The sequence below is a fragment of the Mycobacterium bulgaricum genome (assembly GCF_041287165.2).
GTDB classification, from domain to species: domain Bacteria; phylum Actinomycetota; class Actinomycetes; order Mycobacteriales; family Mycobacteriaceae; genus Mycobacterium; species Mycobacterium bulgaricum.
In genome coordinates, this window is sequence record NZ_JBGGKV020000006.1 from 71,349 (window position 1) to 96,739 (window position 25,391).

Below are 25,391 nucleotides of genomic sequence, written 5' to 3' on the forward strand. Positions count from 1 at the left end.
CAGGAAATTTGGGGGCGGCTGCCGCGTCAGTCCATGTACGCGCCGCCGTTGACGGCCAGCGCTTCGCCGGTGATGAAACGGGCGTCGTCGGAGAGCAGGAAGGCCACGGCGCGGGCCACGTCGTCGGGCTGCTCGAGCCTGCCCAGCGGGGTGTCGGCGATCATCATGGCCCGCACGTTGTCTCCGGTGGTGCCGCGCAGTTCGGCCTCCCACTCCAATTCCCTTGACTGCATGGGGGTCTCGACGAATCCCGGGCACACGCAGTTGACCGTGATGTGGTGTTCGCCGAGTTCGTAGGCCATCGCCTGGGTCAGCCCCACCACGCCGAACTTGGACGCGACGTAATCGGCCAGGTACGGCACGCGACCCTGCTTGCCCGCCATGGAGGCCGTGTTGACGATGGCGCCCGCCACGCCGGACCGCACCATCTCGCGGGCGGCGGCCTGCCCGCAGACGAACACGCCTTTGAGGTTGACGTCCATCGTCTGCTCATAGCGTTCGACCGGGGCGTCGAGGAAGCGGTGCATGAACGAGATGCCGGCATTGCTGACCCACGCATCGAGACCGAATCGCCGAGCAACGTCGGAGGCCACCCGGGCCGCGGCTTCCGGGGAGGTGACGTCCAGTTGCGCGGGCTCGTGTCCCGCGGACGTATTCGGCAGACCCGCGGCGACCTCGCGCGCCGCGGTGTCGTCGACATCGGTGACGATGACCCGCCAATCCCGTTGCGCCAGTGTGGTGGCGATGGCCCGCCCGATACCGGAGCCCGCGCCGGTCACCACGACAGTTCTCGTCATCTGTAGCTCGTGTTCCTCTCTGGTGTTCTCAGCCGGCGATCCGCCGGCCGGTGGTGGAGTCGAAGAGGTGCGTCGCGCCCGGGCGCACCGCCAGGTCGACGGCGGTGCCCTCGGTGATGCCGGTCAGCCGGGCAGTCTCGACGACGCTGGTCAATTCGGTGCCGTGTACGTCGATCGTGACGATCGCGCGGGGGCCCAGGTGCTCGATCAGGATCACCCGTGCCGAACTGTCGTCGGACGCCGCGGTGGGCAGCAGGTCGTCGGGCCGAACACCGAGCGTCACGGGACCGTCCGCAGCTGCCTCGACCGACAGGGTGAGGCCGTCGGGGTGCGAGAAGGTCGTACCCGACAGTGTCCCGTCGACGAGGTTCATCTTCGGGCTGCCCACGAAGGCGGCCACGAATGTGTCTGCGGGGCGGGCGTATACCTCCTGCGGGGTGCCTTGCTGGGCGATCTTGCCGTCGCGCATGACGACCATGCGGTCCGACAGCGTCATCGCCTCTTCCTGGTCGTGGGTCACGTACACCGACGTGATGCCGAGGCGGCGCTGGATCTGCAGCAGTTCGGTCCTGGTCTCGACGCGCAGCTTGGCATCGAGATTGCTCAACGGTTCGTCGAACAGGAAAACCGACGGTTCGCGGATGATCGCGCGGCCGATCGCGACACGCTGCTGCTGCCCACCGCTGAGGTCCTTGGGCTTGCGTTCCAACAGTTTTCCCAGCCCCAGCGATTCGCCGATCTCGGCTGCCCGGGCCAGCGCCTGGCGCCGAGGTGTCTTGGTGGCACGCAACGGGAAGGCGATGTTCTCGGCCACCGACAGGTGCGGGTAGAGGGCGTAGTTCTGGAACACCATCGCGATGTCGCGCTCCCGCGGCTCCAGATGGGTGACGTCGCGGTCACCGATCGTGATCGTGCCGGACGTGACGGTCTCCAGACCGGCCAACATCCGCAGCGATGTCGACTTGCCGCATCCTGACGGCCCGACGAGCACGGTGAAGGATCCGTCGGGCAGCTCGAGATCGAGATCACTGACGACAGAGGTGTTTCCGTACGCCTTGTTGACGCCGGAGAAGCGGACTTGCGCCATGTGCCTTCCCTAGAACTTCACCGCGCCACCGCTGATGCCCTGCACCAGCTTGCGCTGGATGAAGAAACTCGCGATGACGACCGGGACGACCGCGATGAGGATCGCCGCGCTCATCGAGCCGATCTGCACCCCGCGGAATGTGTTGAAACCTGCAATGGCCACCGGCAGAATCGCTGCTTTGCCCGGGGCCAGGATGAGGCCGTAGAACAGGTCGTTCCACGACAGGGTGAAGCCGAAGATGGCCGCGGCGCCGATGCCGGGCAGAACCTGCGGGAGCACCACGAGTCGGAACGCGGCGAAGCGACTGAAGCCGTCGACCTGCGCCTGCTCCTCCAGGGACCGCGGCACCGCTTCGAAGAACCCGATGAGGAACCAGGTCACCACGGGCAGTACGAAACTGAGGTGGGCGAAGATCACCGGCACCAGCGTGTCGGTCAGACGCAGCGCGTACGCCATCGTCAGGAACGGGAACACGAGCACCGCGGGCGGCAGAACCTGCGCGGCGAGCATGCCGAACCGCGTCAGCGTGCCGCCGGCCCGGTAGCGCGCGATCGCATAGGCGCCCATGCTGCCGACCACGACACTGATGCCGACCGTCACCAGGGCCACCACAGCGCTGCGGCCCGCGGCGCCCAGAATCCCCGACGACAGCACGTTCTGCCAGGCAGCGAAGTCGGGGGTAAAGGACAGCAGGAACGGATCATTGAGCTGCTCAGGCGTTTTGACGCTGGCCAGCGCGATCCAGACGATCGGGAACAACACCGAGATCCCTGCCGCCCACAGCAGGGCGATGCGCAATACGGTGATCACCGAGGTGCGGTTCATCGCGTCCCGTCCGCTCTGGCCTTATCCATCCGCCGGAATGCGAGCACGATCACCGCGAGCACGAGGACCAGGACGACGAACGCCATCGACGACGCGGATCCGAGCCGAAAGAACTGGATGCCGGTCTGATAGATGAAGTACTGCAATGTCTCCGTTTCGGTGCCGGGACCGCCGCGGGTGGTCGCGAAGACGTATTCGAAGACTTTCATCGCGTCGAGGGAGCGCAGCAGGATGGCGACGACGAGCACCGGCGCCAGCAGCGGCAGCGTGACCCGCCGCAGCACGTAGAGCCCGCCCGCGCCGTCGACGCGGGCGGCGTCGAGCGGTTCCTTCGGAATCGATTCCAGCCCGGCGAGCAGCAGCAGCACCATGAACGGCGTCCACTGCCACACGTCGATCAGCGCGAGGGTGAACAACGCTTTGCCCGGCCCGAAGAAGTCGTAGGAGATGCCGATCGTGTCGAGCATCGCAGGGATCGCCCCGAGTTGGTCGTTGAGCAGGAAGCGAAAGGTGAGCCCCACCCCGATCGGTGTGATGAACATCGGTGCGAGAAGCATCGACCGGGTGAGATCTTTGGCCCAGCGCTGCTTTTGGAGTGCGAGTGCGATGGCCAGCCCGACGGCGAGCTCCAGGCCGACGGCGACGGCGACATAGAGCGCCGTGGTGCCGAAGGCGTTCCAGAAGGCGGCGTCGCCGAACGTCGCGACGAAGTTGTCGGCGCCGACAAGTGCGGGTGTTCCGCGATCGGTCAGCTTGTAGTCGGTAACGCTCAGATACGCGGCGTACAGCAGTGGGAAACCGACCACCCCGACGAAAAGGGCGACGAGGGGGGCGACCATGCCGTGGTGAAATCGCATGCGGGATCTCACGGTGGTCTCGCTCCTTTCGTGGGGTGGTCGGCTTCCGGATCGGGTGTCGGTCAGCCCTGGATCTTCTCCGCCTCGGCCTGCGCGGCCGCCAGGGCGTCGTCGACGCTCTTGGTGCCTGCGACGGCCTCGTTGAGCTGAGTTCCGACGGCCTGGATCATCTCCTCGCCGCTGGGTCCCTGGCTCAACGGCGACGAGTTGGCCAGCAGCTGCTCGACGGTCCGGTAGTACTCCTCGCCGAACTGACCCTGCAGGACAGCCGGATCCTGGAGCGTGCTCTGGCGGATCGCGGCGCCGCCCTTCTCCGTGCGCGCAACATCGTTCGGCTTGGCGGTGATCCACGAGACGAACGCCCATGCGGCGTCCGGGGTGGCCGAGTTGGCCGGGATGGCCCAGCTCCACGAGCCCAGCACCTGCTTGCCGCCAGGGATGGGCGCGAGCTTGATCTTGCCTGCCGCGGGGCCGGAACCCGGCTCGTTGAGCGCGGGCAGCTGCCAGTTGTAGTTGATCATCGATGCGGCCTGGTTGGCCGACACCGAACGCTGCGCCTCGTCCATGCTCCAGTTGAGGCTGTTGGCGGGTGCGGCGGTGGTGTAGGTGTCGATGTAGGCCTCGAGCGCGCGCTTGGCCTCGGGGGTGTTGAGCGTGATCTTGCCGTCGGCGTCGTAGATCGACCCGCCCGCGGCGAACAGCCAGTTGCCCCACTCCTCGAAGATCTTGTAGCCGCGCTGCGGTTGCATCGCGATTCCGGCCCGATCGCCGTTCTTGAGTGCCTTGCTGGTCGCGACCAGTTCGTCGAGGTTCGTCGGCACCTGCTGGTTGGCGGCGGCCAGATCATCGGTGTTGTACAGGTATCCGAGCGCGTAGTTGTAGAACGGCACGGCGTACCGGGCGCCGTCGACGGTGGTGATGTCGGTCAGCGGCTTGAAGAAGTCGGCGGCGTCGTAGTCCGGGGTGCTGTCGATACGCGCATCGAGCGGCTGCAGGAACTTCGCGTCGGCGAAGTCGACCATCCACGGGTTGTCGACGACGATGAGATCGTAAGTGGGCGAGGATGACTGGAATGAGGACACCAACTTGTCGCGCATCTGGTCGTAGGTCAGCGACTCGATGTTGATCTCGACGCCGGGATACTCGGAGTTGAAGTCGGCGACCATCGACTTGACGATGTCGGTGTCGGGCACGTTCTCCATCAGGATGCGAACCGTGCCGGAGACGTCTGCGGAGACCTCACCGGTTCCGGTGGCCTCGGCCTGTTCGGGTCCGCCGGAACCGGCGCACGCGGACATCGCCAGCGTGAGCACGGCGAACAGGGCCAGCATGGCGGAGCGGACACCTTTCCCGCCCCGCCGGGGAGGGGGACATTGAGCGAATCTCATGACAGTGCTGTTCCTTTCATCGGGTGGTGCGGGCGATGGCGTGGGATATCGGGGTCATGGCGGTGCTGAGCTCGCGCCACGTCGCGTAGGCGAGGTCATAGACGTCGCTGCGGACCGGGTCGGGGGTCAACGGTGCGTCCAAGGTGACGAAGCGGGCGGCATCCGACCAGTCGTCCAGCGCCCCGACGCCGATGGCCGCGATCACCGCGGCACCCAGTGACGCCCCGGGGTGGCCGCTGACCGGGTGCATGTCCTGGCCGAGCACATCGGCATGAATCTGCTTCCACAGCGTGGATTTCGATCCACCGTTGGTGATCATGACCCGGGTGAAGGGGATTCCGATCTGTCCGAAGACGTCGACATGGTGCCGGAATCCGAACGCGATGGCCTCGAGTACCGAGCGGTACATGTCGGCGCGGGTGTGCCCGAGGTGCATGCCGGCGAAAACGCCGCGCAGATCGGGGTCGTGCAGTGGGCTCTTCTCGCCGAGAAAATAGGGCAGACAGAGTATTTCGGCGGGAGAGCGCACGGCGGCCTCGTCGTCGAGGTCGGACAGCGAGGCGCCGCCGACGAGAGCCTGGAACCACCTGATCAAGCTGCCGCTGGTCGCCATGCACCCGTTGGGAAGCCAGTGCCCCGGAACCGGATGCGCGTCGAGATAGAGTCGCGCATCGACGACCGGGGTGTCGCTGGCGACCAGGATGTCGCCCGCCCCTCCGAGTTTGACCAGGGCGTCCCCGGGGTTGTTGACCCCCGCGGCGTAGGCCGACAGGACGTGGTCGGCCCCGCCCACGACGAGTGCGGTTCCGGCGCGGAGTCCGGTGGCCTCGGCAGCGTTCGCGCTCAATTCGCCGACATGGGTGCCGGGTCGGTGCACCGGCGCCAACGTCGCCGGGTCCAGCACCGCGACGTCGAGGACAGCGCCTGCGGTAGCGCCACCGATGCTGAACAGGCCCGATTCCAGCGCCCAGTTCTGTTCGGTGTGCAGGGGTGCCCCCAGTGCCGAGAGCACCCAGTCGTAGGAACCGACCCAGTGTGCGGTACGCCGGTAGACGTCGGGTTCGTGCTCGCGCAGCCACACGGTGGTCGGGGCGACGGACTGTTGGGTCAGCGCAGACCCGGTGAGGGACACCAGATCTGTTCCCGCGAGCGCCTGAGAAAGCTCGGCGACCTCGCGGTGGGCTCGTGCATCGTTCTGCAGGATGGCATGACGCAACGCGTTACCCGCGCCGTCGACCGGGATGACGGCGGGCACCATGCCCGAGGTGGCGACGGCACCGATCTGCTCGGCGGGGACGGCGCTCTGTGACAACACTTCCCGGATGGATTCGACGACATTGCGGTACCACTGCGCGGTGTCCGCTTCGGCGAAGCCCGGGCCGGGGGAGTGCAAGGCGGTCTCCCGGGACGCCGTCGCGACGATCCCCGCGCCGTCGGTATCCAGCAGCACCGTCTTGGTTCCGGTCGTACCGATGTCGATGCCGACGGTGTAGCGGGTCGCGCCCGGGTGGGAGGTCACAGCGCCGCCGCCGCATCGTCGATCGAATCGTTCTGTCCGGCAACGCAGATGACCTCGACACCCATACCGCGGGCGGCCACCAGCGCAGGGTGGTCGGGCTCGCCGTCGCTGACGATCGTGTGGATTTGCGACAGCGCGGAGATGCTCACGAACGTGACCCGTCCTAGCTTGCTCTTGTCGGCGGCGACGATGACCCGGTCCGCGCGGCGGCTGGCCGCCCGCTTCACCCGGCTCTCGGCCTGGTGGTAGTCGGAGATGCCGCGGTCACCGTCGATGCCGGCCACACCCATGACATAGGTGTCGCAGTTGTAGTTCGCCAGCGTGTCCTCGGCCGTGGGCCCGATGAGGCTGAGTTCCCCGGAGCGTAGCTCGCCGCCGGTCAGAACGACCGTGGTGTCGGGTTCGTCGACCAGGGCCAGCGCGGCGAGCACGCTGGGGGTGACGACCGTCAGGCCGAGGCCGCGCCCCTTGAGCGAGTTGGCGACGGCGAGGGCGGTGCTCCCGGAGTCCAGGATCAACGTCTCGTTGCGGCCGATCAGGTCGGCGACGATGTCGGCGATGTGGATCTTCTCCTGGGCGGCGTCGGCCATCCGGGTTGCGAAGGACGGTTCGGTGTCCTTGCCCTGCACGGCGATCGCGCCTCCGACCACGCGGCGGACCACGCCGAGGGATTCGAGCGCTTCGATGTCGCGGCGGATGGTCATCTCGGACACGTCGAACTCGGCCGCCAGGTCGGCGAAGTTGATCTCGCGGGCGGACCGGACGCGCTATTCGATCCGGTCCCTGCGGGTTTTGACGTCCACGGCCACCTAAGCCACCACTTGCCTCGTTTGTTGATATTTCACAGCAATCTGCTCGTTGATGTGAATCTATAACAAGAAGGTGTGCAGTGCCCACCTTTGGACGTCATCCGTTCACTTCCGGTGCACGGGGCGGTCACGGCGCAGCGGTGGGCGCGAGGGTCCTGGGGCCCGAATGCGGGCCGCTCGGCCGCTGATGCTGCGTCATCGCGGCAACCTCTTCCCGCGCTCGGTGCAGACCTGACGCGGTCTGCGCTGCACAGTCCGGTGTGGTGGGATTTAGCGCTATGGGTATCAAGGTGGCCCTGGAGCACCGCACCAGGTACACGTTCGACCGCCTCGTGGAGGTACATCCGCACGTGGTGCGACTGCGGCCGGCGCCGCATTCCCGTACGCCCATCGAGGCGTATTCGCTACAGGTCGACCCGGCGGATCACTTCGTCAACTGGCAGCAGGACGCCTTCGGAAACTTCATGGCCCGGTTGGTGTTCCCGTCGAGAGCTCGCAGCCTCACGATCACCGTCGGCCTGATCGCCGACATGAAGGTCATCAACCCGTTCGACTTCTTCATCGAGGACTACGCCGAGACGTTCCCGTTCGAGTATCCGAAGAACCTGCTCGAAGACCTCAAGCCCTACCTGCGGCCGGTCGACGAAACCGACGAGGGCGCGGGCCCGGGCGATCTCGCCGAGGCGTGGGTGAAGAACTTCGTGATCGCCGACGGTACCCGGACCATCGACTTCCTGGTCGCGCTCAACCGCGCCGTCAACGCCGACGTCGGTTACTCCCTGCGGATGGAGCCCGGTGTGCAGACACCGGATTTCACCCTGCGCACCGGAATCGGGTCCTGCAGGGACTCGGCGTGGCTCCTCGTCTCCCTCCTGCGTCAGATGGGTCTGGCCGCCCGCTTCGTCTCCGGTTATCTGGTGCAGCTGACCTCCGACGTGGAGGCGCTCGACGGCCCGTCCGGGCCCGCCGCCGATTTCACCGATCTGCACGCCTGGACCGAGGTCTACGTCCCCGGTGCCGGCTGGATCGGGCTGGACCCCACCTCCGGGTTGTTCGCCGGCGAAGGTCATATCCCGCTGTCGGCGACGCCGCACCCGGAGTCGGCCGCGCCGATCACCGGCGCCACCGAACCGTCCGAGACGACACTGGAGTTCAGCAACGTCGTCACCCGCATCCACGAAGACCCGCGTGTGACGCTGCCGTACACCGAGGAGTCGTGGGCGGCGATCAACGCCCTCGGTAGCCGGGTGGACGCGAGGTTGGCCGCAGGCGATGTTCGCCTGACCGTGGGCGGTGAACCCACCTTCGTCTCGATCGACAATCAGACCGACCCCGAGTGGACGACGGCCGCCGACGGGCCGCACAAACGCGAGCGGGCCTCGGCGCTCGCGGCGCTGTTGAAGAAGGTGTGGGCGCCGCAGGGGCTGGTGCAGCGCAGCCAGGGTAAGTGGTACCCCGGAGAACCGTTGCCGCGCTGGCAGATCGGCCTCCTCTGGCGCGCCGACGGGAAGCCGCTGTGGCATGGCGAAGCGCTGCTGGCAGATCCGTGGCGCGAGAAGAGCGACCAGCCGGCAGCCCCACCGCATGCCGCCGGGCGATTGCTCCGTGCGATCGCCGACGGTCTCGGGCTGCCGGACCGCAAGGTGCGGCCGGCGTACGAGGATGCGCTGGCGCGCCTGGCCGCCGCGGTCCGGCAGCCGGAGGGTCACCCCGTCGTCGCCGGCGACGACCTGGCGGACGACACCGCGGACGGGCGGGCTGCGCTGCTGGCGCGGCTCGAGTCGTCCGTCGAGGAACCGACCGCCTTCGTGCTGCCGCTGCACCGCGCCGACGACGAGGATCGCTGGGCGAGCGCCGACTGGACGTTCCGCCGGGGACGCATCGTGCTGCTCGACGGCGATTCACCGGCGGGACTGCGCCTTCCGCTGGACTCCATCAGCTGGCGTCCGCCCCCGCCCTCGTTCGACGCCGACCCGCTCGAGCGCCGCCCCGCGCTGCGAACGGGCAGAAGTGCCGGATCCGCGGAACCGGTGTCCGCCGTGGCAGAGGACGAGGAAGACGAATGGGTACCGACGACCGCGTTGGTCGCCGAGGTCCGGGACGGCCTGCTGTACGTATTCTTGCCGCCCACAGAAGAATTGGAGCACTTCGTCGACCTGGTCGAACGTATCGAGGCCGCCGCCGCCGCGATCGGCTGCCCCGTCGTGGTCGAGGGATACGGGCCGCCGAGCGACCCGCGCCTCCAGGCGATGACGATCACCCCCGACCCCGGCGTCATCGAGGTCAACGTCGCACCCACGAAGAGCTTCGCCGAGCAGCGCGCCCAGCTGGAGACGCTCTACAGGCAGGCTCGGCTGGCCCGACTTTCCACCGAGCAGTTCGACAACGACGGTTCCCACGGCGGAACCGGGGGCGGCAACCACATCACCCTCGGCGGCATCACTCCGGCCGACTCTCCGCTGCTGCGCCGGCCCGACCTGCTGGTCTCGCTTCTGACGTACTGGCAACGCCACCCGGCGCTGTCATACCTCTTCGCCGGCCGATTCATCGGCACGACGTCGCAGGCGCCCCGTGTCGACGAGGGCAGGCCCGAGTCCCTCTACGAGCTCGAGATCGCGTTCTCCGAGATCGCGCGGCTGGCGTCGTCGCCGGAGGGCGCCAAACCGTGGCACACGGATCGTGCCCTCCGCCACCTCCTGACCGACATCACCGGCAACACCCACCGTGCCGAGTTCTGCATCGACAAGCTCTACAGCCCGGACAGCGCGCGGGGTCGCCTCGGACTGTTGGAGCTGCGCGGTTTCGAGATGCCCCCGCACCACCAGATGGCGATGGTCCAGTCGCTGCTCGTGCGCGCACTGGTGGCCTGGTTCTGGGACGAGCCCCTGCGCGCTCCGCTGATCCGCCACGGCGCCAACCTGCACGGCCGTTATCTGTTGCCGCACTTCATCATCCACGACATCGCCGAAGTGGCCGCCGATCTACGCGCCCACGGCATCGAGTTCGACACCAGCTGGCTGGACCCCTTCACCGAGTTCCGTTTTCCACGGATCGGGACCGCGGTGTTCGGTGCGGTGGAAATCGAACTCCGCCAGGCGATCGAGCCGTGGAACGTGCTGGGGGAGGAGGCCACCGCCGGCGGCACCGCACGCTACGTCGACTCGTCGGTGGAGCGGCTGCAGGTCAGGCTGATCGGTGCCGACAGGGCCCGCTATCTCGTCACCGTCAACGGACACCCGATCCCGATGCTGGCCACCGACAACCCCGACATCCAGGTCGGCGGGGTGCGGTACAGGGCGTGGCAACCGCCCAGCGCGCTGCACCCGACCATCACCGTCGACGGCCCGCTGCGATTCGAGCTCGTCGACGCTGCGACCGGGGTGTCGCGCGGAGGCTGCACCTATCACGTCTCCCACCCCGGGGGACGTGCCTATGAGACGCCGCCGGTGAACGCCGTCGAAGCCGAATCGCGGCGCGGCAGACGCTTCGAGGCGAGCGGCTTCACACCGGGCAAGGTCGACCTGGCCGACCTCAGGGAGAAGCAGGCGCGGCAATCGACCGATGTGGGCGCGCCGGGCATCTTGGATCTGCGGCGAGTGCGTACCGTTCTGCAGTAATGGCTGTCCCCGCAACGTCTCCGACGCCTCCCATGAGCTTCGGGGCGACCGACTTCGACCCGCTGGAACCCTACGGCTCCATGCGGGCGCAACAGGCGCTGTTCGACGTGCGGCCCCCGGCGAGCGGGTACGACGAGTTCGTCGACGCAGCTGGAGATGTGCGGCCGGCGTGGCAGGAGCTGGCCGACTGCGTCCGCGAGCGCGGCCGTGACGGGCTCGCCCGGCTGCGTGCGGCGGTCCGCGGTCTGGTCGACAACGACGGCATCACCTACATCCAGGTCGACAGGCACGGGGAGGCGATCACCGACACCGACGGCACCGCGGTGCCGGGACCGTGGCAGCTCGACGCTCTGCCCTTGGTGATCTCGGCTCCGGACTGGGATCGGTTGGAAGCCGGTCTCGTCCAGCGCTCACGGCTGCTGGACGCTGTCCTGACCGACCTCTACGCGAATCGACGCTCGATCACCAGCGGGGTACTGCCACCGCAGCTGCTGTTCTCCCATCCCGGTTACGTGCGGGCGGCACGCGGCATCGAGGTGCCCGGGCGTCACCAGCTGTTCCTGCACGGCTGTGACATCAGCAGGGCGCGGTCCGGGGAGTTCCTCGTCAACGCCGACTGGACGCAGGCGCCGTCGGGAGCCGGTTACGCGCTGGCAGACCGTCGGGTGGTCGCGCACGCGATCCCCGACCTCTACGAGCAGATCGGGCCGCGGCCCGCATCGCCGTGGGCACAGGCGCTTCGGCTGGCCCTCGTCGACGCCGCGCCGGAATCCGCCGAGGAACCCGTCATCGTCGTGCTCAGCCCAGGGATCCATTCCGAGACGGCGTTCGACCAGGCGTATCTGGCCAGCGTGCTGGGCCTTCCGCTGGTCGAGAGCGCCGATCTGGTGGTACGCGACGGCAAGCTGTGGATGCGCTCGATGGGCACCCTCAAGCGGGTCGATGTGGTGCTGCGCCGGGTCGACGCCGAATACGCCGACCCGCTCGACCTTCGGCCGGACTCCCGGCTCGGCGTGGTCGGGCTGGTCGAGGTGCTGCGCCGTGGGGCGGTCACCGTGGTCAACACGCTCGGCAGCGGTGTGCTCGAAAGTGCCGGGCTGCTTCGCTTCCTGCCCGAGCTCGCCGAGAAGCTGTTGGGCGAGACCCCGCTGCTGCAGACGGCCCCGCTGTACTGGGCAGGTATCGACATCGAACGGTCCCACCTCTTGGCGCACCTCGCGGAACTGCTCATCAAGCCGGTGACCGGCGGGGACCCGATCGTCGGCCCCGAACTGTCCGCAGCACAACTGGAGTCCCTGGGGGCCCGGATCTCGGCCACGCCGTGGCAGTGGGTGGGTCAGGAGTTGCCTCAGTTCTCCTCCGCGCCATCGGATTTTCTGCCCGGCGGACTGTCGTCGGCGAGCGTCGGTATGCGGCTTTTCACGGTGTCCCAGCACAGCGGATATGCGCCGATGATCGGTGGGCTCGGCTACCTGCTGGCGCCGGGAACAACGGCATACCGATTGAAAACCATTGCTGCCAAAGATATCTGGATCCGAACGCCCACCCGCGTCACCGCCGAGAAGATCCCGTCGACCGTCACGGCGGATCTCACCGCACCCGACGTCGCGCGCCTTCCCGCGCCGGCGACGTCGAGCCCCACCCAGGAGGTCAGCTCACCCCGCGTGCTGTCCGACCTGTTCTGGATCGGGCGTTACGCCGAACGCGCCGAACACATGTCGCGCCTGCTGACGGTGACCCGCGAGCGCTATCACGAATACCGCTACCGCCGCACGATGGCGGGCAGCGAATGTGTGCCAGTGCTGCTCACCGCGCTCGGTGCGATCACCGGAACCGATACCGGCGCCGGTGCCGACTACGCGGAGATGGTGGCCACCGCTCCGACCACCCTGTGGTCACTGACCGCAGACCGGCACCGTCCCGGGTCGCTGGCCCAGTCGGTGGAGCGCCTCGGCCTGGCGGCCCGCGCGGTGCGCGACCAGATGTCCAACGACACATGGATGCTGCTGTCCGCGCTGGAACGGGCACTGCTCTACGGACCGGACACACCCCCGGACTCGAAGGCCGAAGGGGACGCGTTCCTCGCCTCGACGAGCACGCAGGCGCTGGCGGGCATGTTGGCACTGTCGGGGGTGGTCGCTGAGTCGATGGTCCACGACGTGGGCTGGACGATGCTCGACATCGGCAAACGCATCGAACGAGCCCAGGGGCTGACCGCGCTGCTGCGGGCCACCTTGACGACCGTCCGGGCGCCGGATGCCGAGCAGACCATCACGGAGTCGACCCTCGTGGCATGTGAGTCGCTGGTCATCTATCGCAGGCGCAACCCGGGCAAGTCCAGTGTCGCCGGTGTGGCCGAGCTCGTGCTCTTCGACGCGGCCAACCCGCGCTCGCTGGTCTACCAGCTGGAGCGCCTGCGGGCGCACCTGAAGTCGTTGCCCGGCTCCTCCGGGTCTTCGCGCCCTGAGCGGATGGTCGACGAGATCGCCGCGCGCCTGCGTCGGATCGCACCGGCGGACCTGGAGGACGTCAGCGCGGACGGTGCCCGCGACGACCTCGACAAGCTGCTCTCCGCGATACACCGGGACCTGCGCGAATTGTCTTCTGTCATCACGGCGATCCATCTGTCGCTACCCGGCGACATGCAGCCGCTGTGGGGACCGGACGAGAGGCGGGTGGTGCCATGACCGCATATCCCGACGGCCCGACCGCGTCCGGCTCATCCCGCAGCTATGAGATCACGCACCGCACCGCCTATCGCTATTCCGACGTCGTCACCAGTTCCTACGGGCGGGGCTTCCTGACACCGAGAGACTCAGCGCGTCAGCGTTGCCTGTTCCATGAACTCGTCATCGAGCCGGAGGCCGCCGACAGCTCGATCAGCCGAGACGGGTGGGGCAACGTCAGCTCGTATTTCCACGTCACCGAACGCCACGAGGAGCTGACGATCACCAGCCGCTCGGTGGTCGAGGTCGACCCGCCCCCGCCGGACCTGTATCAGGGACCCTCGGCACGGGCGCCGTGGGAAATCGCCCGCCCGGTGGGAGCGGACGGTGCGCTGGCGACCGAGTTCACCCTCGACCTGGCGCCCCCGGAGATCACCGAAGAGCTGCGGGCCTATGCCGCACCGAGTTTCGCCGCGGGCCGGCCGCTGATCGAGGTATTGCGCGACCTGACCGCGCGTATCTTCACCGACTTCACCTACAAATCGGGGTCGACGACGGTGTCCACCCAGGTGAGTGAGGTTTTGGCGGCGCGCGAAGGGGTATGTCAGGACTTCGCGCGGCTCGCGATCGCCTGCCTGCGTGCCAACGGTCTGGCCGCCAGTTACGTCTCGGGTTACCTGGCGACCGACCCTCCGCCCGGGAAGGAACGCATGGTGGGAGTTGACGCGACGCACGCATGGGCGTCGGTGTGGACACCTCAGAACCAATGGCTCGGATTGGATCCGACCAACAATCAGATGGTCGACGAACGTTACGTGACGGTCGGTTTCGGCCGTGACTATGCCGACGTCCCGCCGCTGCGCGGCATCATCTACACCGACTCGGAGAGCAGCGTGATCGACGTGTCGGTCGACGTCGCGCCATACCGCGGGGGTGTGCTGCATGCGTGACTTCACCTGTCCCAACTGCGGTCAGCGGTTGTCATTCGAGAACTCGGTGTGTCTGAACTGCAAGAGCGCACTGGGCTTTTCGCTCGACGACATGGCGCTGCTGGTGATCGCGCCGCCCGAGGAAAGCGAGCACGCCGGAGCGGTGAGCGAACGCCAGTACCAGCTGTGCGCGAATCTCCATCTCGCCGAATGCAACTGGCTGGTGGAGAAGGGGCCGATCGCCAAGCTGTGCGTGTCGTGCGCGTTGACCCGCACGCGACCCAACGACGCCGACACCATCGCGCTGGCGGCATTCGCGACCGCGGAGAGGGCCAAGCGGCGCCTGATCGCCGAACTTCACGAACTCAAGCTGCCGATCGTCGGACGCGACCTCGACCCCCAGTTCGGGCTCGCGTTCGACCTGCTGTCGAGTCAGTTCGAGAAGGTGTTCACCGGGCACGAGAACGGGGTCATCACACTGGATCTCGCCGAAGGCGACGATGTGCACCGCGAACAGCTGCGGATCTCGATGGACGAACCCTATCGGACGCTGCTGGGCCATTTCCGTCACGAGATCGGCCACTATTACCAGTACCGGCTGATCGGCACGTCGCAGGACTACCTGGATCGCTATCACGAACTCTTCGGCGACCCCGAGGCCGACTACCAGGCCGCGCTCGACCGGCACTACAGCGAGGGCGCCCCGGCGGGATGGGAGGACAATTACGTGTCCTCGTACGCGACGATGCACCCCGCCGAGGACTGGGCGGAAACCTTCGCCCATTACCTGCACATCCGGGACACACTCGACACCGCCGCCGCGTTCGGGTTCGCCCCGGCCACGGCAACCTACGACCGAAGGGTGTTGGGCCCCAGTGGTTTCGACACCCTGATCGACCTGTGGTTGCCGTTGTCGTGGGCGCTCAACCAGGTCAACCGGTCGATGGGCAAGGAGGATGTGTACCCGTTCGTCCTGCCGCCCCCGGTGTTGGAGAAAATGCGGTTCATCCACACCGTCATCGACGAGATCACCTCCAACCCGGCCAAACTGGCCGAGGTGGGCGCGCCGGCGGACGCGCAGAGCCAGCAGCTCAGCTGACGGTCACCCGTCGAGGTCCGGCGCCCACGCCACCCCGTTGATGTGGGCGCCGCCGTCGACGAACAGCGTGTTGCCCGTCAGATATCGCGACCCCTCACTCGCCAGGAAGACCGCGACGGGCGAGATGTCGTGATACGGATCGCCCATGCGCCCCATCGGATTGGCCGCGTCGGCGAGGGCGACGAGTTCCGGATGCTCGCCGAGCGCGCGAAAGAACGCCTGGCTCTTGGCCGCCGGGCAGAGCGCGTTGACAGTGACTCCGATCGAGGCCCATTCGCGAGCCGCCGTCCGGGTCAACGCGCGCAACGCTTCTTTGGCGGCGTTGTACTCCAGCGAACCGACGTGGGCGTTGACCCCGTTCAGGCTGCACAGGTTGACGATCCGGCCCCAACCCGCAGCCTTCATGTGGGGGTGCGCGGCACGCATCGCCCAGAACGGGCCGAAATAGCCGACCGCCATGCCGTCGGCGAGCTGACGGTCGGTCTTGTGCTCGACGCGACCGATGGCGCCACCGCCCCAGGCGTTGTTGACCAGGATTTCGATCGACCCGTACTCCGACACCGCAGCCTCGACGGCGTGCTCGACCTGCGCGCGGTCGGAGACATCGGTGCGTACGAAGAAGCCTCCGATGCCGTCGGCCACCGTCCGTCCCGCATCCTCGTCGAGCTCCGCGACCACCACCCGGGCGCCCTCGTCGGCAAAGCGCCGGGCGATGCCCTCGCCGATACCGGCACCGGCGCCCGTCACCAGCGCGACCCGTCCGTCCAGCGCACCGCTCATGCCGAGGCCCCATCTGAAAGCAGTTGACGTGACTGAGGTTTCCCGTCGAGCGCCGCAGTAGTCCGGCTCGTGATCTGCCAGCGTCCGTCGATGCGGCGCAGGCGAAACAGGTTCGCGCCGGCCCGGCCGACCACGAAGCGGCCGTCGCGGTGAACCAGCAGTGCCGATTCGCACACCGCCACCGCGGCGTCACCGTCGACGGTCACGACCGCAGGGCCCAGGAAGTGACAGCACCCGCCGCCGATGAGGCCCTGATGTTCCGGCGAGCGGACCATCGCGACGATGTCGGCGCGACTACGCATCGACCAGCCCTCGACCTCGTAGGTGCCATCCTCGGCCCAGAGTTCGCCCACCGTCTCGGCGTCGCCGGCATCGACGAGCGGGCCGTAGCGTGCGATCATCCGCTCGATCGCGCGCTCGTCCTCGATCACAGACATTCGGCGCTCCAGGTCGGCCAGGCGGTCGGTACCCATCTAGTGCTCACCCATCAGTTGTCGCATGAACTGGTGGGCGCCGAGGACCACCTTGGCTCTGTCGGGGTGGTTGCGCCGCGCGACGTCGGCCTCGTTACCGCCGGCGATGTGCACCGGACCGAACGGCAGCCGTTGCAGGCCTTCGGCAGCGACGTCGGCAGGTTCGGCGACCCGCAGTCCCGGCACGTCGAAGTTCAACCCGACCCGTTCCATGGCCGGTGTGCGGGTGACACCGAGCACCAGCTCGAGAACGTGAACGTCGTGGTCTCGCAACTCAAGCCAGAGGCCTTCGGCGAAGATCCGGCCGAACGCCTTCACTCCGCCGTACACGGTGTGACGCGTCGAGCCCAGGTAGCCCGCCATCGAGCCGACCATCAGGATGCCGCCGCGGCGGCGTTGCCGCATGGGCCCGGCGAAGTGGTGCACCAGCGCCGTCATCGCGGTGATGTTGAGGTCGATCACCCTGCCGAAGTCGGGCAGCCCGCCGTCGAGGAACTCCTCACTGCACGTGTTGGCGCCGGCGTTGTAGATCAGCAGGCCCACCTCAAGATCGGAGGTCGCTGCGATCACCTGGGCGACGTCGTCGACGAGATCGACTGCCAGCGTCCGGGTTTCGACGCCCTGGCGGCGGCATCGGGCCGCCGTCCGCTCCAAGGGCTCCGGCTTGCGTGCCACGAGCACCAGATTTACACCGGCCTCGGCCAGCAGCGCCGCGAACTCCGCGCCGACGCCCTCCGAACCGCCCGCGATCACTGCCCACGGTCCGTAGGCCGACAGATCTGTCACCGCTCGATCATGGCGCACCGTCGACCGGACGGGGCCAGGTTCAGGTCATCCGGAGAAATGCCCGCCCCCTGTGGCACGATTCCGCAACACACGGCCGATGTTGGGCGGAGAGGGCGCCTCGTCTCCCTAGGATCACCCGGTGGCCGATCGCTATGGAACCGACATACTCGCCAGCAATCCGCACCAGTCGCGGAAGCCGCGCTCGACCGAGCAGGCGATCGAGATCGGGATGGTCGTCGAGGACGCGCAGACCGGATTCGTCGGCGCCATCGTGCGCGTCGAGTACGGCCGCATGGAGCTCGAAGACCGCAACGGCCGCACCAAACCGTTCCCCGTCGGGCCCGGCTACCTGATCGACGGCAAGCCCGTCATCCTGACCCCGCCCAAGAAGGCGGGGCCCGCGGCGCCGACACGCACCGCGTCGGGTTCGGTCGCCGTCAGAGGTGGGCGCGCGAAAGTCGCACTGGCGAGCCGGATCTACGTCGAGGGCCGTCATGACGCCGAACTCGTCGAACAGGTCTGGGGCGAGGACCTGCGCATCGAAGGGGTCGTCGTCGAATACCTCGGGGGCGTTGACGATCTCGCCGCGATCGTCGCGGACTTCCGGCCCGGGCCGGGCCGCAGGCTCGGGGTTCTCGTCGACCATCTGGTGCCCGGATCCAAGGAGGCCCGCATCGCCGACTCGGTGCGTCGCGGCCCGGGAGGCGAGCACACCCTCGTCGTCGGGCATCCGTTCATCGACATCTGGGAGGCGGTCAAACCCGCGCGCATCGGCGTCGAATCATGGCCGGTGGTTCCGAAGGGTCAGGACTGGAAGCACGGCGTGTGTGAGGCGCTCGGCTGGAGGCACCGCGATCAGGCAGACATCGCGAACGTGTGGCAGAAGATCCGCGGGCGTGTGCGGGACTGGACGGACCTGGAGCCGGAGCTGATCGGCCGCGTCGAGGAGTTGATCGACTTCGTCACCGCTCCCGTGTAAGCAGGGAGCGTGCCCGACAGTCTGTTCGATGTTCCCGGAGAGGCTCCCGCGGCCGGCGGGGTGCCGGCGCCGGGGAGCTCGTCGCCGCTGGCGGTGCGTATGCGTCCGGCGTCCCTCGACGAGGTGGTGGGCCAGGGGCATCTGCTGAAGCCGAACTCGCCGCTGCGTCGTCTGATCGAGGGGTCGGGCGCCGCGTCGGTGATCCTGTACGGCCCGCCCGGCACGGGGAAGACGACGCTGGCGTCGATGATCTCGCAGGCGACCGGCCGCCGGTTCGAGGCCCTGTCGGCGCTGGCGGCGGGCGTGAAGGAAGTCCGCGCGGTGATAGACGTCGCCCGGCAGGCGGCGGTTCGCGGCGAACAGACCGTGCTGTTCATCGACGAGGTGCACCGGTTCTCCAAGACGCAGCAGGACGCCCTGCTGGCCGCCGTGGAGAACCGGGTGGTGCTGCTGGTGGCGGCGACCACCGAGAACCCGTCGTTCTCCGTCGTCGCGCCGCTGCTGAGCCGCTCGCTGATCCTGCAGCTGCAACCGCTCACCCCGGCCGATGTCGAGACGGTGATCCGACGCGCTGTCACCGACGGGCGCGGCCTGGCCGGCAAGGTCGCCGTCACCGACGCGGCGGTCGACCTGCTGGTGCAGCTGTCCGCCGGCGACGCGCGGCGGGCGCTGACGGCCCTGGAGGTGGCCAGCGAAACAGTCGCAGAGACCGGCGAAGAAGTCACCGTCGAGGTCATCGAGCAGTCGCTGGACCGGGCGGCGGTGCGGTACGACCGCGACGGCGATCAGCACTATGACGTCATCAGCGCGTTCATCAAGTCCGTCCGCGGCTCGGATGTCGATGCCGCGCTGCACTATCTGGCGCGGATGCTGGTGGCGGGGGAGGACCCGCGCTTCGTCGCACGTCGGCTGATGATTCTGGCCAGTGAGGACATCGGGATGGCCGATCCGACGGCCCTGCCGACAGCAGTCGCAGCCGCCCAGACCGTGCAGCTGATCGGCATGCCGGAAGCGCAGCTGACGCTTGCGCACGCAACCGTGCACCTCGCGACGGCGCCCAAATCCAACGCGGTGACCACCGCGCTCGGGGCGGCGATGGCCGATATCCGCGCGGGCAAGGCCGGGCTGGTGCCGGCTCACCTGCGTGACGGGCACTACTCGGGCGCCCAGAAATTGGGCAACGCCGTCGGTTACAAGTACGCCCACGATCAACCGGGTGGCGTTGCGGCGCAACAATATCCGCCTGACGAACTGGTGGGGGTCGATTACTACCAGCCGACCGGCCACGGTGCCGAGCGGGATATCTCGACGCGGCTGGAGAAGCTGCGCGCGATCATCCGCCGCAGCCGCTGACTTCCTGAACACCCTTGACTCCGGAGGACAGGCGCCCTACCGTTGTAGTCAACCAAATGATTGATCAATAGAAGGGTTGATTATTGGCGAGTGACGGCGAGGGAGACACTCGGCTCGATCGGGCTTTCATGGCACTGGCGGACCCGGTGCGGCGCGCGATGGTGGCGCGCCTGTCGCGGGGTCCGGCGACCGTCAACGAGTTGGCCGCTCCCTTCGACATCACGAAACAGGCGGTATCCAAACACATTCAGGTGCTCGAGCAAGCGGGTCTGGTCACCAGGACCCGGGATGCGCAGCGCCGGCCGGTGCACTTGGATGCCACGGCGCTGGAGTCCCTGACCGCATGGATCGACCAGTACCGGCTCAACGCCGAACGCAATTACCGCCGGCTCGATGCGCTGCTGGCCACGATGACAGAAGAGGAGAAACCCACATGACGAACGCCCTTGATCTGACCGCTCCGGTCGACACCCTGGCCATGGAGTTCTCGCGCGAGTTCGACGCTCCCGTCGACGCCCTGTATCGCGCCCACGCCGAACCAGAGCTGGTCAAGAGGTGGCTCGGTCCGCACGGCCTCGAGATGGATATCAGCGAGTGGAACTTCACCGACCACGGCGGTTACCGCTACTCGCACAGGAACGAGCACGGCACGTTCCACTTCAACGGCACGTTCCACACCGTGCGGGCCAACGAATTCATCGTGCAGACTTTCGAATTCGAGGGGGCGCCCGGCATGGTGAACATCGAGTTCATGTGGTTCGAGGACCTCGGCGGTGGCCGGTCGAGGCTTCGTGGCCGGTCGATCTGCCCCAACATCGAGGCGCGCGACGCGCTGCTGGCCTCGGGAATGGAGGGCGGGATGACGGAGGGTTACGAGAAGCTCGACGCGCTTCTGACGAACATGTAGACCCCGAACAGAGGTGATCCCGGCCGGTCGGGGGCCCAGCCGGGATCACCATGGGTGGTGTCGGAGGTCAGCGCATGATGGTGCGCCGACGGCCCGTCAATCCGGTCCTGCGGCGGCCCATCAGAGCCGCGACCAGTGCTACGCCGACGGCCGCGACGACGACCTGGACGAGCAGCTCGAGCCAGTCGATGCCCCCGGTCGCGGTGGGGATGCCGATCGCGCGGGCCAGCGCGGTCCCGATGAACGCGGACACGATGCCCACCAGGATGGTGAGGAGCATGCCGATCGGCTGCTTGCCGGGCAGCACGAGACGGCCCAGCGCGCCGACAACGATGCCGACGAGAATTGCGGTGATGATGCCGGTGATGGTCATTTCTGCCTCCGTGGGATGTGTGGCTGCGGCAGAAATACCCTGGGTTCAGACGGAATAAACGGCTACGTCAATCGGGGTCAATCGCGGTCAGTCGCGTGCCGAGCGGTCGAGCCGTTCGCGCGCTGTGCCTCGTAGAGTCGGCGCACCTCGGCTCTGAGCGCTTCGATCTGAGCCGCGGTCGCAGCCTGGTTGGCGGTGTCTTCCTCCGCGACGCGCTGCACGATCCAGGACGCCAGCGTCGCGGTCACGATGCCCAGCAGGCTTATGCCGCCGATCATCAACAGCGCGGCCACAACTCGCCCCGTGGTGGTCACCGGTGCGAGATCGCCGTAGCCGACGGTCGTCACAGTCGTGATCGCCCACCAGAGTGCCTTGCCGAACGACGTGATCGCCGAGCCGGGTTGCTCACGCTCGGCGTCGAGAACGGCCAGCGAAGCTACATAGATGAGCAGCACGGAACCGCCGACGGTGTACATCGCCACTCGTCCCCGGATGGCGTCGCCGGCAGCGCGATGCATCGCGGTGATCAAGACGACCAGCCGAAGCAGCCGCAGTGGTCGCAGAAAAGGAAGGACGACGATGGCCAGGTCGGGAAGGTGGCGCACGAACCACCTGCCGCGGTGGTCGGCCAGCGTCAGCCGCATGACGTAGTCACCGAGGAAGGCGAGGTAGAGCGCGGTGTTCACCCACTCGAGCACGCTGTCGACGTGTGGACCCGGCTGAGCCAAGACCTGGACCGAATAGGTGGCCAGGAAAAGGAGGGCGATTCCCGCCAACGGCCATTCGGACCGTTTCTCCCATTGCTGAAGCGTGGACGGCTGCGTGACGGTCGACATTTCTCTTCCTGTGACTCACGACCACGACAAGCAGGCCGATCGGGAAAGCCGCCTGCCGTTTAGACGCAGTTCGGCGTTCCTAAACACGGCAGATGCACTCCGTAGGCTGAGGTAGATGAACACCGAAGTGCTCGACGTGGACACCTCGCGCCGCCGAATCGTGGACCTGACGTCCGAGGTGCGCGATTTCTGCGCGGCCCAGCAGGACGGCCTCTGCAACGTTTTCGTGCCGCACGCCACGGCGGGAGTGGCCGTCATCGAGACCGGCGCGGGGTCCGACGACGACCTCATCGAGACGCTGGAGCGGCTGCTGCCACGCGACGACCGCTATCGCCACAGCCACGGCTCACCCGGCCATGGCGCCGACCACGTCCTGCCGGGGCTGGTGTCACCGTCGGTGACCCTCCCGGTGGCAGGCGGCGAACCCCTGCTGGGCACCTGGCAGAGCATCGTCCTGGTCGACCTGAACAGGGACAATCCCCACCGCTCGGTCCGGCTGAGCTTCGTGGCGGGCTGACCAGGTCGTGCACCCGGTTATCCATGGAAACCTCGGGGACCCAGACCGGTACTGTGGTGCGGTCGAGTATTCGCAGGTTAAGCCGAAGGACAACAGCACGTGCAGACACACGAGATCAGGAAGCGGTTCCTTGATCATTTCGTGAAGGCAGGACACACCGAGGTGCCGAGCGCCTCGGTGATCCTCGACGACCCGAACCTCCTGTTCGTCAACGCCGGCATGGTGCAGTTCGTCCCTTACTTCCTGGGGCAGCGCACGCCGCCGTACGACACCGCGACGAGCGTGCAGAAGTGCATCCGGACCCCCGACATCGAAGAGGTGGGCATCACCACCCGCCACAACACGTTCTTCCAGATGGCGGGCAACTTCAGCTTCGGCGACTACTTCAAGAAGCGCGCCATCGAGCTGGCCTGGTCACTGCTGACCAACCCGGTATCCGAAGGCGGCTACGGGTTCGACCCCGAAAAGCTCTGGGCCACAGTCTATCTCGATGACGATGAGGCCATCGGGCTGTGGCAGGAGATCGCCGGGCTGCCTCTTGAGCGCATCCAGCGTCGCGGGATGGCCGACAACTACTGGTCCATGGGCATCCCCGGACCGTGTGGGCCGTGCTCGGAGATCTACTACGACCGCGGCCCCGAATACGGCGTGGACGGCGGCCCGGAGGCCAACGAGGACCGCTACATCGAGATCTGGAATCTCGTGTTCATGCAGAACGAGCGCGGCGAGGGCACCTCGAAAGAGGACTTCGAGATCCTTGGCCCGCTGCCGCGCAAGAACATCGACACCGGCATGGGTGTGGAACGCATCGCATGCCTGCTGCAGGGCGTCGACAACGTCTACGAGACCGACCTGGTGCGTCCCGTCATCGACGTCGTCGCGAGCATTGCTCCGCGTGGCTACGGGCAGGGCAACCACGATGACGACGTCCGTTACCGCATCATCGGCGACCACAGTCGCACGGCGGCGATCATCATCGCCGACGGCGTCACCCCGGGTAACGAGGGTCGCGGTTACGTCCTGCGCCGCCTGCTGCGGCGCATCATCCGCGCAGCCAAGCTGCTCGGGGTGGACCGCCCGATCATGGGTGAGCTGATGGCCACGGTGCGCGACGAGATGGGCCCCTCCTATCCGGAGCTGGTCACCGATTTCGACCGCATCAACCGCATCGCCGTCGCCGAGGAGACGGCGTTCAACCGCACGCTCACCGCGGGATCGCGGCTCTTCGAGGACGCGGCCGCGTCGACCAAGAAGTCCGGTGCTTCGGTCCTGTCGGGCAGCGACGCGTTCACGCTGCACGACACCTACGGTTTCCCGATCGACCTGACGCTGGAAATGGCCGCCGAGGCCGGTCTCAGCGTCGACGAGGAGGGCTTCCGCGGCCTGATGGCCGAACAGCGCCGGCGCGCGAAGGCGGACGCCGCGGCGCGAAAGCAGGCCCACACCGACCTGTCGGCCTACCGCGAGCTCGTCGACGCCGGCCCCACCGAGTTCACCGGGTTCGACGAATTGACCACCGAGGCAAGGATTCTCGGGATCTTCGTCGACGGCAAGCGCGTGCCGGTGGTGTCGCATGACGGACTCGACGCCGATCGTGTCGAGCTGATCCTGGACCGCAGCCCGTTCTACGCAGAATCGGGCGGCCAGATCGCCGACGAGGGAACCGTGACCGGAACCGGTGCGTCCGAGACCGCCAAGGCCGCCGTCACCGACGTGCAGAAGATCGCGAAAACACTGTGGGCGCACCGCATCAACGTGGAGTCCGGCGAGTTCGTCGAAGGTGACACCGTCGTCGCTGCCGTCGATCCGCGGTGGCGCCACGGCGCGACCCAGGGGCACTCCGGTACCCACATGGTGCACGCCGCGCTGCGACAGGTGTTGGGCCCCAATGCCGTTCAGGCCGGTTCGTTGAACCGTCCGGGATACCTGCGTTTCGACTTCAACTGGCAGGGTGCGCTGTCCGACGAGCAGCGGACCCAGATAGAAGAGGTCACCAACCAGGCCGTCGAAGCCGACTACGAGGTCCACAACTTCACCACCGAGCTCGACAAGGCCAAGGCGATGGGTGCGATGGCGCTCTTCGGCGAGAACTATCCGGACGAGGTGCGGGTGGTCGAGATCGGCGGACCGTTCTCGATCGAGCTGTGCGGCGGAACGCACGTGCGCAGCTCGGCCCAGATCGGGCCCGTCACGATTCTGGGAGAGTCGTCGGTGGGCTCGGGTGTGCGCCGCGTCGAGGCCTACGTCGGCCTGGACTCCTTCAAGCACCTCGCCAAAGAGCGCGCGTTGATGGCCGGGCTGGCGTCGTCGCTGAAGGTGCCGTCCGACGAGGTGCCCGCCCGGGTGGAGAACCTCGTGGAGCGGCTGCGCGCCGCGGAGAAGGAACTCGACCGGCTGCGGCTGGCCAACGCCCGCGCGGCGGCGGCGAACGCAGCCGCCGGCGCCGAGGAGATCGGCAAGGTGCGGCTGGTCGCGCAGCGGATGGCCGGCGGGATCTCCGCGGGCGATCTGCGCTCACTCGTCGGAGACATTCGCGGCAAGCTGGGCAGTGATCCGGCAGTGGTGGCGCTGATGGCCGAGGGCGACGACGACGCGGTGCCGTTCGTGGTGGCCGTCAACCCCGCGGCGCAAGACCTCGGATTCAACGCCAACAACCTGGTCAAGGTCTTGGGGGCCGCGGTGAACGGGCGCGGCGGGGGTAAGGCCGATCTCGCACAGGGTTCGGGCAAGGGGGCGGCAGGCATCGACGCCGCATTGGCATCGATACGCGCGGAGATAGGCCGGAGCTAGCTTC

Annotated in this window: 21 protein-coding genes and 1 pseudogene; 10 read left to right on the top strand and 12 right to left on the bottom strand. The window is 67.6% G+C overall.

Annotation, left to right across the window (positions count from 1 at the left end; translation table 11 throughout):
* Window positions 1-26: 26 nt before the first annotated feature.
* The 7 genes and pseudogenes from ACAG24_RS17455 to ACAG24_RS17485 form a co-directional block, all read right to left on the bottom strand.
* Window positions 27-797: an SDR family NAD(P)-dependent oxidoreductase gene (locus ACAG24_RS17455; RefSeq protein ID WP_370473942.1), complete on the bottom strand. Its 771-nt coding sequence runs from the start codon at window positions 795-797 to the stop codon at window positions 27-29.
* 28 nt (window positions 798-825) lie between these two features.
* Window positions 826-1,884 (bottom strand): ABC transporter ATP-binding protein, encoded by a 1,059-nt coding sequence (locus ACAG24_RS17460; protein WP_370473943.1) that lies wholly within the window; start codon window positions 1,882-1,884, stop codon window positions 826-828.
* A 9-nt stretch (window positions 1,885-1,893) separates the two neighbouring features.
* Window positions 1,894-2,709: a carbohydrate ABC transporter permease gene (locus ACAG24_RS17465; RefSeq protein WP_370473944.1), complete on the bottom strand. Its 816-nt coding sequence runs from the start codon at window positions 2,707-2,709 to the stop codon at window positions 1,894-1,896.
* Window positions 2,706-3,566, bottom strand: coding sequence for a carbohydrate ABC transporter permease (locus tag ACAG24_RS17470; protein WP_370474176.1), 861 nt, complete (start codon window positions 3,564-3,566; stop codon window positions 2,706-2,708). Before ACAG24_RS17470 ends, ACAG24_RS17465 begins: the two co-directional genes overlap by 4 nt.
* A 62-nt stretch (window positions 3,567-3,628) precedes the next feature.
* Window positions 3,629-4,954 carry an ABC transporter substrate-binding protein gene (locus tag ACAG24_RS17475; RefSeq protein ID WP_370473945.1) on the bottom strand — a complete coding sequence of 442 codons (1,326 nt, stop codon included), beginning with the start codon at window positions 4,952-4,954 and terminating at the stop codon, window positions 3,629-3,631.
* Between the two features lie 16 nt (window positions 4,955-4,970).
* Window positions 4,971-6,473, bottom strand: a complete 1,503-nt coding sequence (locus ACAG24_RS17480; RefSeq protein WP_370473946.1) for an FGGY-family carbohydrate kinase — start codon at window positions 6,471-6,473, stop codon at window positions 4,971-4,973.
* Window positions 6,470-7,282 (bottom strand): annotated as a pseudogene (locus ACAG24_RS17485) (DeoR/GlpR family DNA-binding transcription regulator). Before ACAG24_RS17485 ends, ACAG24_RS17480 begins: the two are co-directional and overlap by 4 nt.
* Window positions 7,283-7,560: 278 nt before the next feature.
* Here ACAG24_RS17485 and ACAG24_RS17490 point away from each other — a divergent pair.
* The 4 genes from ACAG24_RS17490 to ACAG24_RS17505 are packed head-to-tail and all read left to right on the top strand — an operon-like array spanning window position 7,561 to window position 15,593.
* Complete coding sequence (locus ACAG24_RS17490) at window positions 7,561-10,899, top strand: transglutaminase family protein (protein ID WP_370473947.1); 3,339 nt, start codon at window positions 7,561-7,563, stop codon at window positions 10,897-10,899.
* Window positions 10,899-13,586 (top strand): circularly permuted type 2 ATP-grasp protein, encoded by a 2,688-nt coding sequence (locus ACAG24_RS17495; RefSeq protein ID WP_370473948.1) that lies wholly within the window; start codon window positions 10,899-10,901, stop codon window positions 13,584-13,586. Before ACAG24_RS17490 ends, ACAG24_RS17495 begins: the two co-directional genes overlap by 1 nt.
* A complete protein-coding gene (locus ACAG24_RS17500) occupies window positions 13,583-14,515 on the top strand; it encodes a transglutaminase family protein (RefSeq protein WP_370473949.1) in 933 nt (310 codons plus the stop codon). The genes ACAG24_RS17495 and ACAG24_RS17500 overlap by 4 nt, the downstream gene beginning before the upstream one ends.
* On the top strand, window positions 14,508-15,593 hold the full coding sequence (locus ACAG24_RS17505) for a zinc-binding metallopeptidase family protein (RefSeq protein ID WP_370473950.1): 1,086 nt from the start codon (window positions 14,508-14,510) through the stop codon (window positions 15,591-15,593). Before ACAG24_RS17500 ends, ACAG24_RS17505 begins: the two co-directional genes overlap by 8 nt.
* 3 nt (window positions 15,594-15,596) lie before the next feature.
* Here ACAG24_RS17505 and ACAG24_RS17510 read toward each other — a convergent pair whose 3' ends face one another.
* The 3 genes from ACAG24_RS17510 to ACAG24_RS17520 are packed head-to-tail and all read right to left on the bottom strand — an operon-like array spanning window position 15,597 to window position 17,632.
* On the bottom strand, window positions 15,597-16,373 hold the full coding sequence (locus tag ACAG24_RS17510; RefSeq protein WP_370473951.1) for an SDR family NAD(P)-dependent oxidoreductase: 777 nt from the start codon (window positions 16,371-16,373) through the stop codon (window positions 15,597-15,599).
* Window positions 16,370-16,846 (bottom strand): nuclear transport factor 2 family protein, encoded by a 477-nt coding sequence (locus ACAG24_RS17515; protein WP_370473952.1) that lies wholly within the window; start codon window positions 16,844-16,846, stop codon window positions 16,370-16,372. Before ACAG24_RS17515 ends, ACAG24_RS17510 begins: the two co-directional genes overlap by 4 nt.
* Window positions 16,847-17,632, bottom strand: a complete 786-nt coding sequence (locus tag ACAG24_RS17520; RefSeq protein WP_370473953.1) for an SDR family NAD(P)-dependent oxidoreductase — start codon at window positions 17,630-17,632, stop codon at window positions 16,847-16,849.
* A 139-nt stretch (window positions 17,633-17,771) separates the two neighbouring features.
* On the opposite strand from ACAG24_RS17520, the gene ACAG24_RS17525 reads away from it, so the two are divergent.
* The 4 genes from ACAG24_RS17525 to ACAG24_RS17540 all read left to right on the top strand — a co-directional run bounded on the left by ACAG24_RS17525 (window position 17,772) and on the right by ACAG24_RS17540 (window position 20,871).
* On the top strand, window positions 17,772-18,611 hold the full coding sequence (locus ACAG24_RS17525; RefSeq protein ID WP_370473954.1) for a DUF3097 domain-containing protein: 840 nt from the start codon (window positions 17,772-17,774) through the stop codon (window positions 18,609-18,611).
* 9 nt (window positions 18,612-18,620) lie between these two features.
* A complete protein-coding gene (locus ACAG24_RS17530; RefSeq protein WP_370473955.1) occupies window positions 18,621-19,964 on the top strand; it encodes a replication-associated recombination protein A in 1,344 nt (447 codons plus the stop codon).
* A gap of 128 nt (window positions 19,965-20,092) precedes the next feature.
* Window positions 20,093-20,401 carry an ArsR/SmtB family transcription factor gene (locus tag ACAG24_RS17535; RefSeq protein WP_370473956.1) on the top strand — a complete coding sequence of 103 codons (309 nt, stop codon included), beginning with the start codon at window positions 20,093-20,095 and terminating at the stop codon, window positions 20,399-20,401.
* Window positions 20,398-20,871, top strand: coding sequence for an SRPBCC domain-containing protein (locus ACAG24_RS17540; protein WP_370473957.1), 474 nt, complete (start codon window positions 20,398-20,400; stop codon window positions 20,869-20,871). Before ACAG24_RS17535 ends, ACAG24_RS17540 begins: the two co-directional genes overlap by 4 nt.
* Before the next feature lie 67 nt (window positions 20,872-20,938).
* Here ACAG24_RS17540 and ACAG24_RS17545 read toward each other — a convergent pair whose 3' ends face one another.
* Both ACAG24_RS17545 and ACAG24_RS17550 read right to left on the bottom strand, forming a co-directional pair.
* Window positions 20,939-21,244 carry a GlsB/YeaQ/YmgE family stress response membrane protein gene (locus ACAG24_RS17545; RefSeq protein WP_370473958.1) on the bottom strand — a complete coding sequence of 102 codons (306 nt, stop codon included), beginning with the start codon at window positions 21,242-21,244 and terminating at the stop codon, window positions 20,939-20,941.
* Between the two features lie 77 nt (window positions 21,245-21,321).
* Window positions 21,322-22,080: a potassium channel family protein gene (locus ACAG24_RS17550; RefSeq protein WP_370473959.1), complete on the bottom strand. Its 759-nt coding sequence runs from the start codon at window positions 22,078-22,080 to the stop codon at window positions 21,322-21,324.
* A 115-nt stretch (window positions 22,081-22,195) separates the two neighbouring features.
* Here ACAG24_RS17550 and ACAG24_RS17555 point away from each other — a divergent pair, with 115 nt between their 5' ends.
* Complete coding sequence (locus tag ACAG24_RS17555) at window positions 22,196-22,597, top strand: secondary thiamine-phosphate synthase enzyme YjbQ (RefSeq protein ID WP_445206206.1); 402 nt, start codon at window positions 22,196-22,198, stop codon at window positions 22,595-22,597.
* 99 nt (window positions 22,598-22,696) lie between these two features.
* Complete coding sequence (gene alaS, locus ACAG24_RS17560) at window positions 22,697-25,387, top strand: alanine--tRNA ligase (protein ID WP_370473960.1); 2,691 nt, start codon at window positions 22,697-22,699, stop codon at window positions 25,385-25,387.
* The last annotated feature ends 4 nt before the right edge of the window (window positions 25,388-25,391 follow it).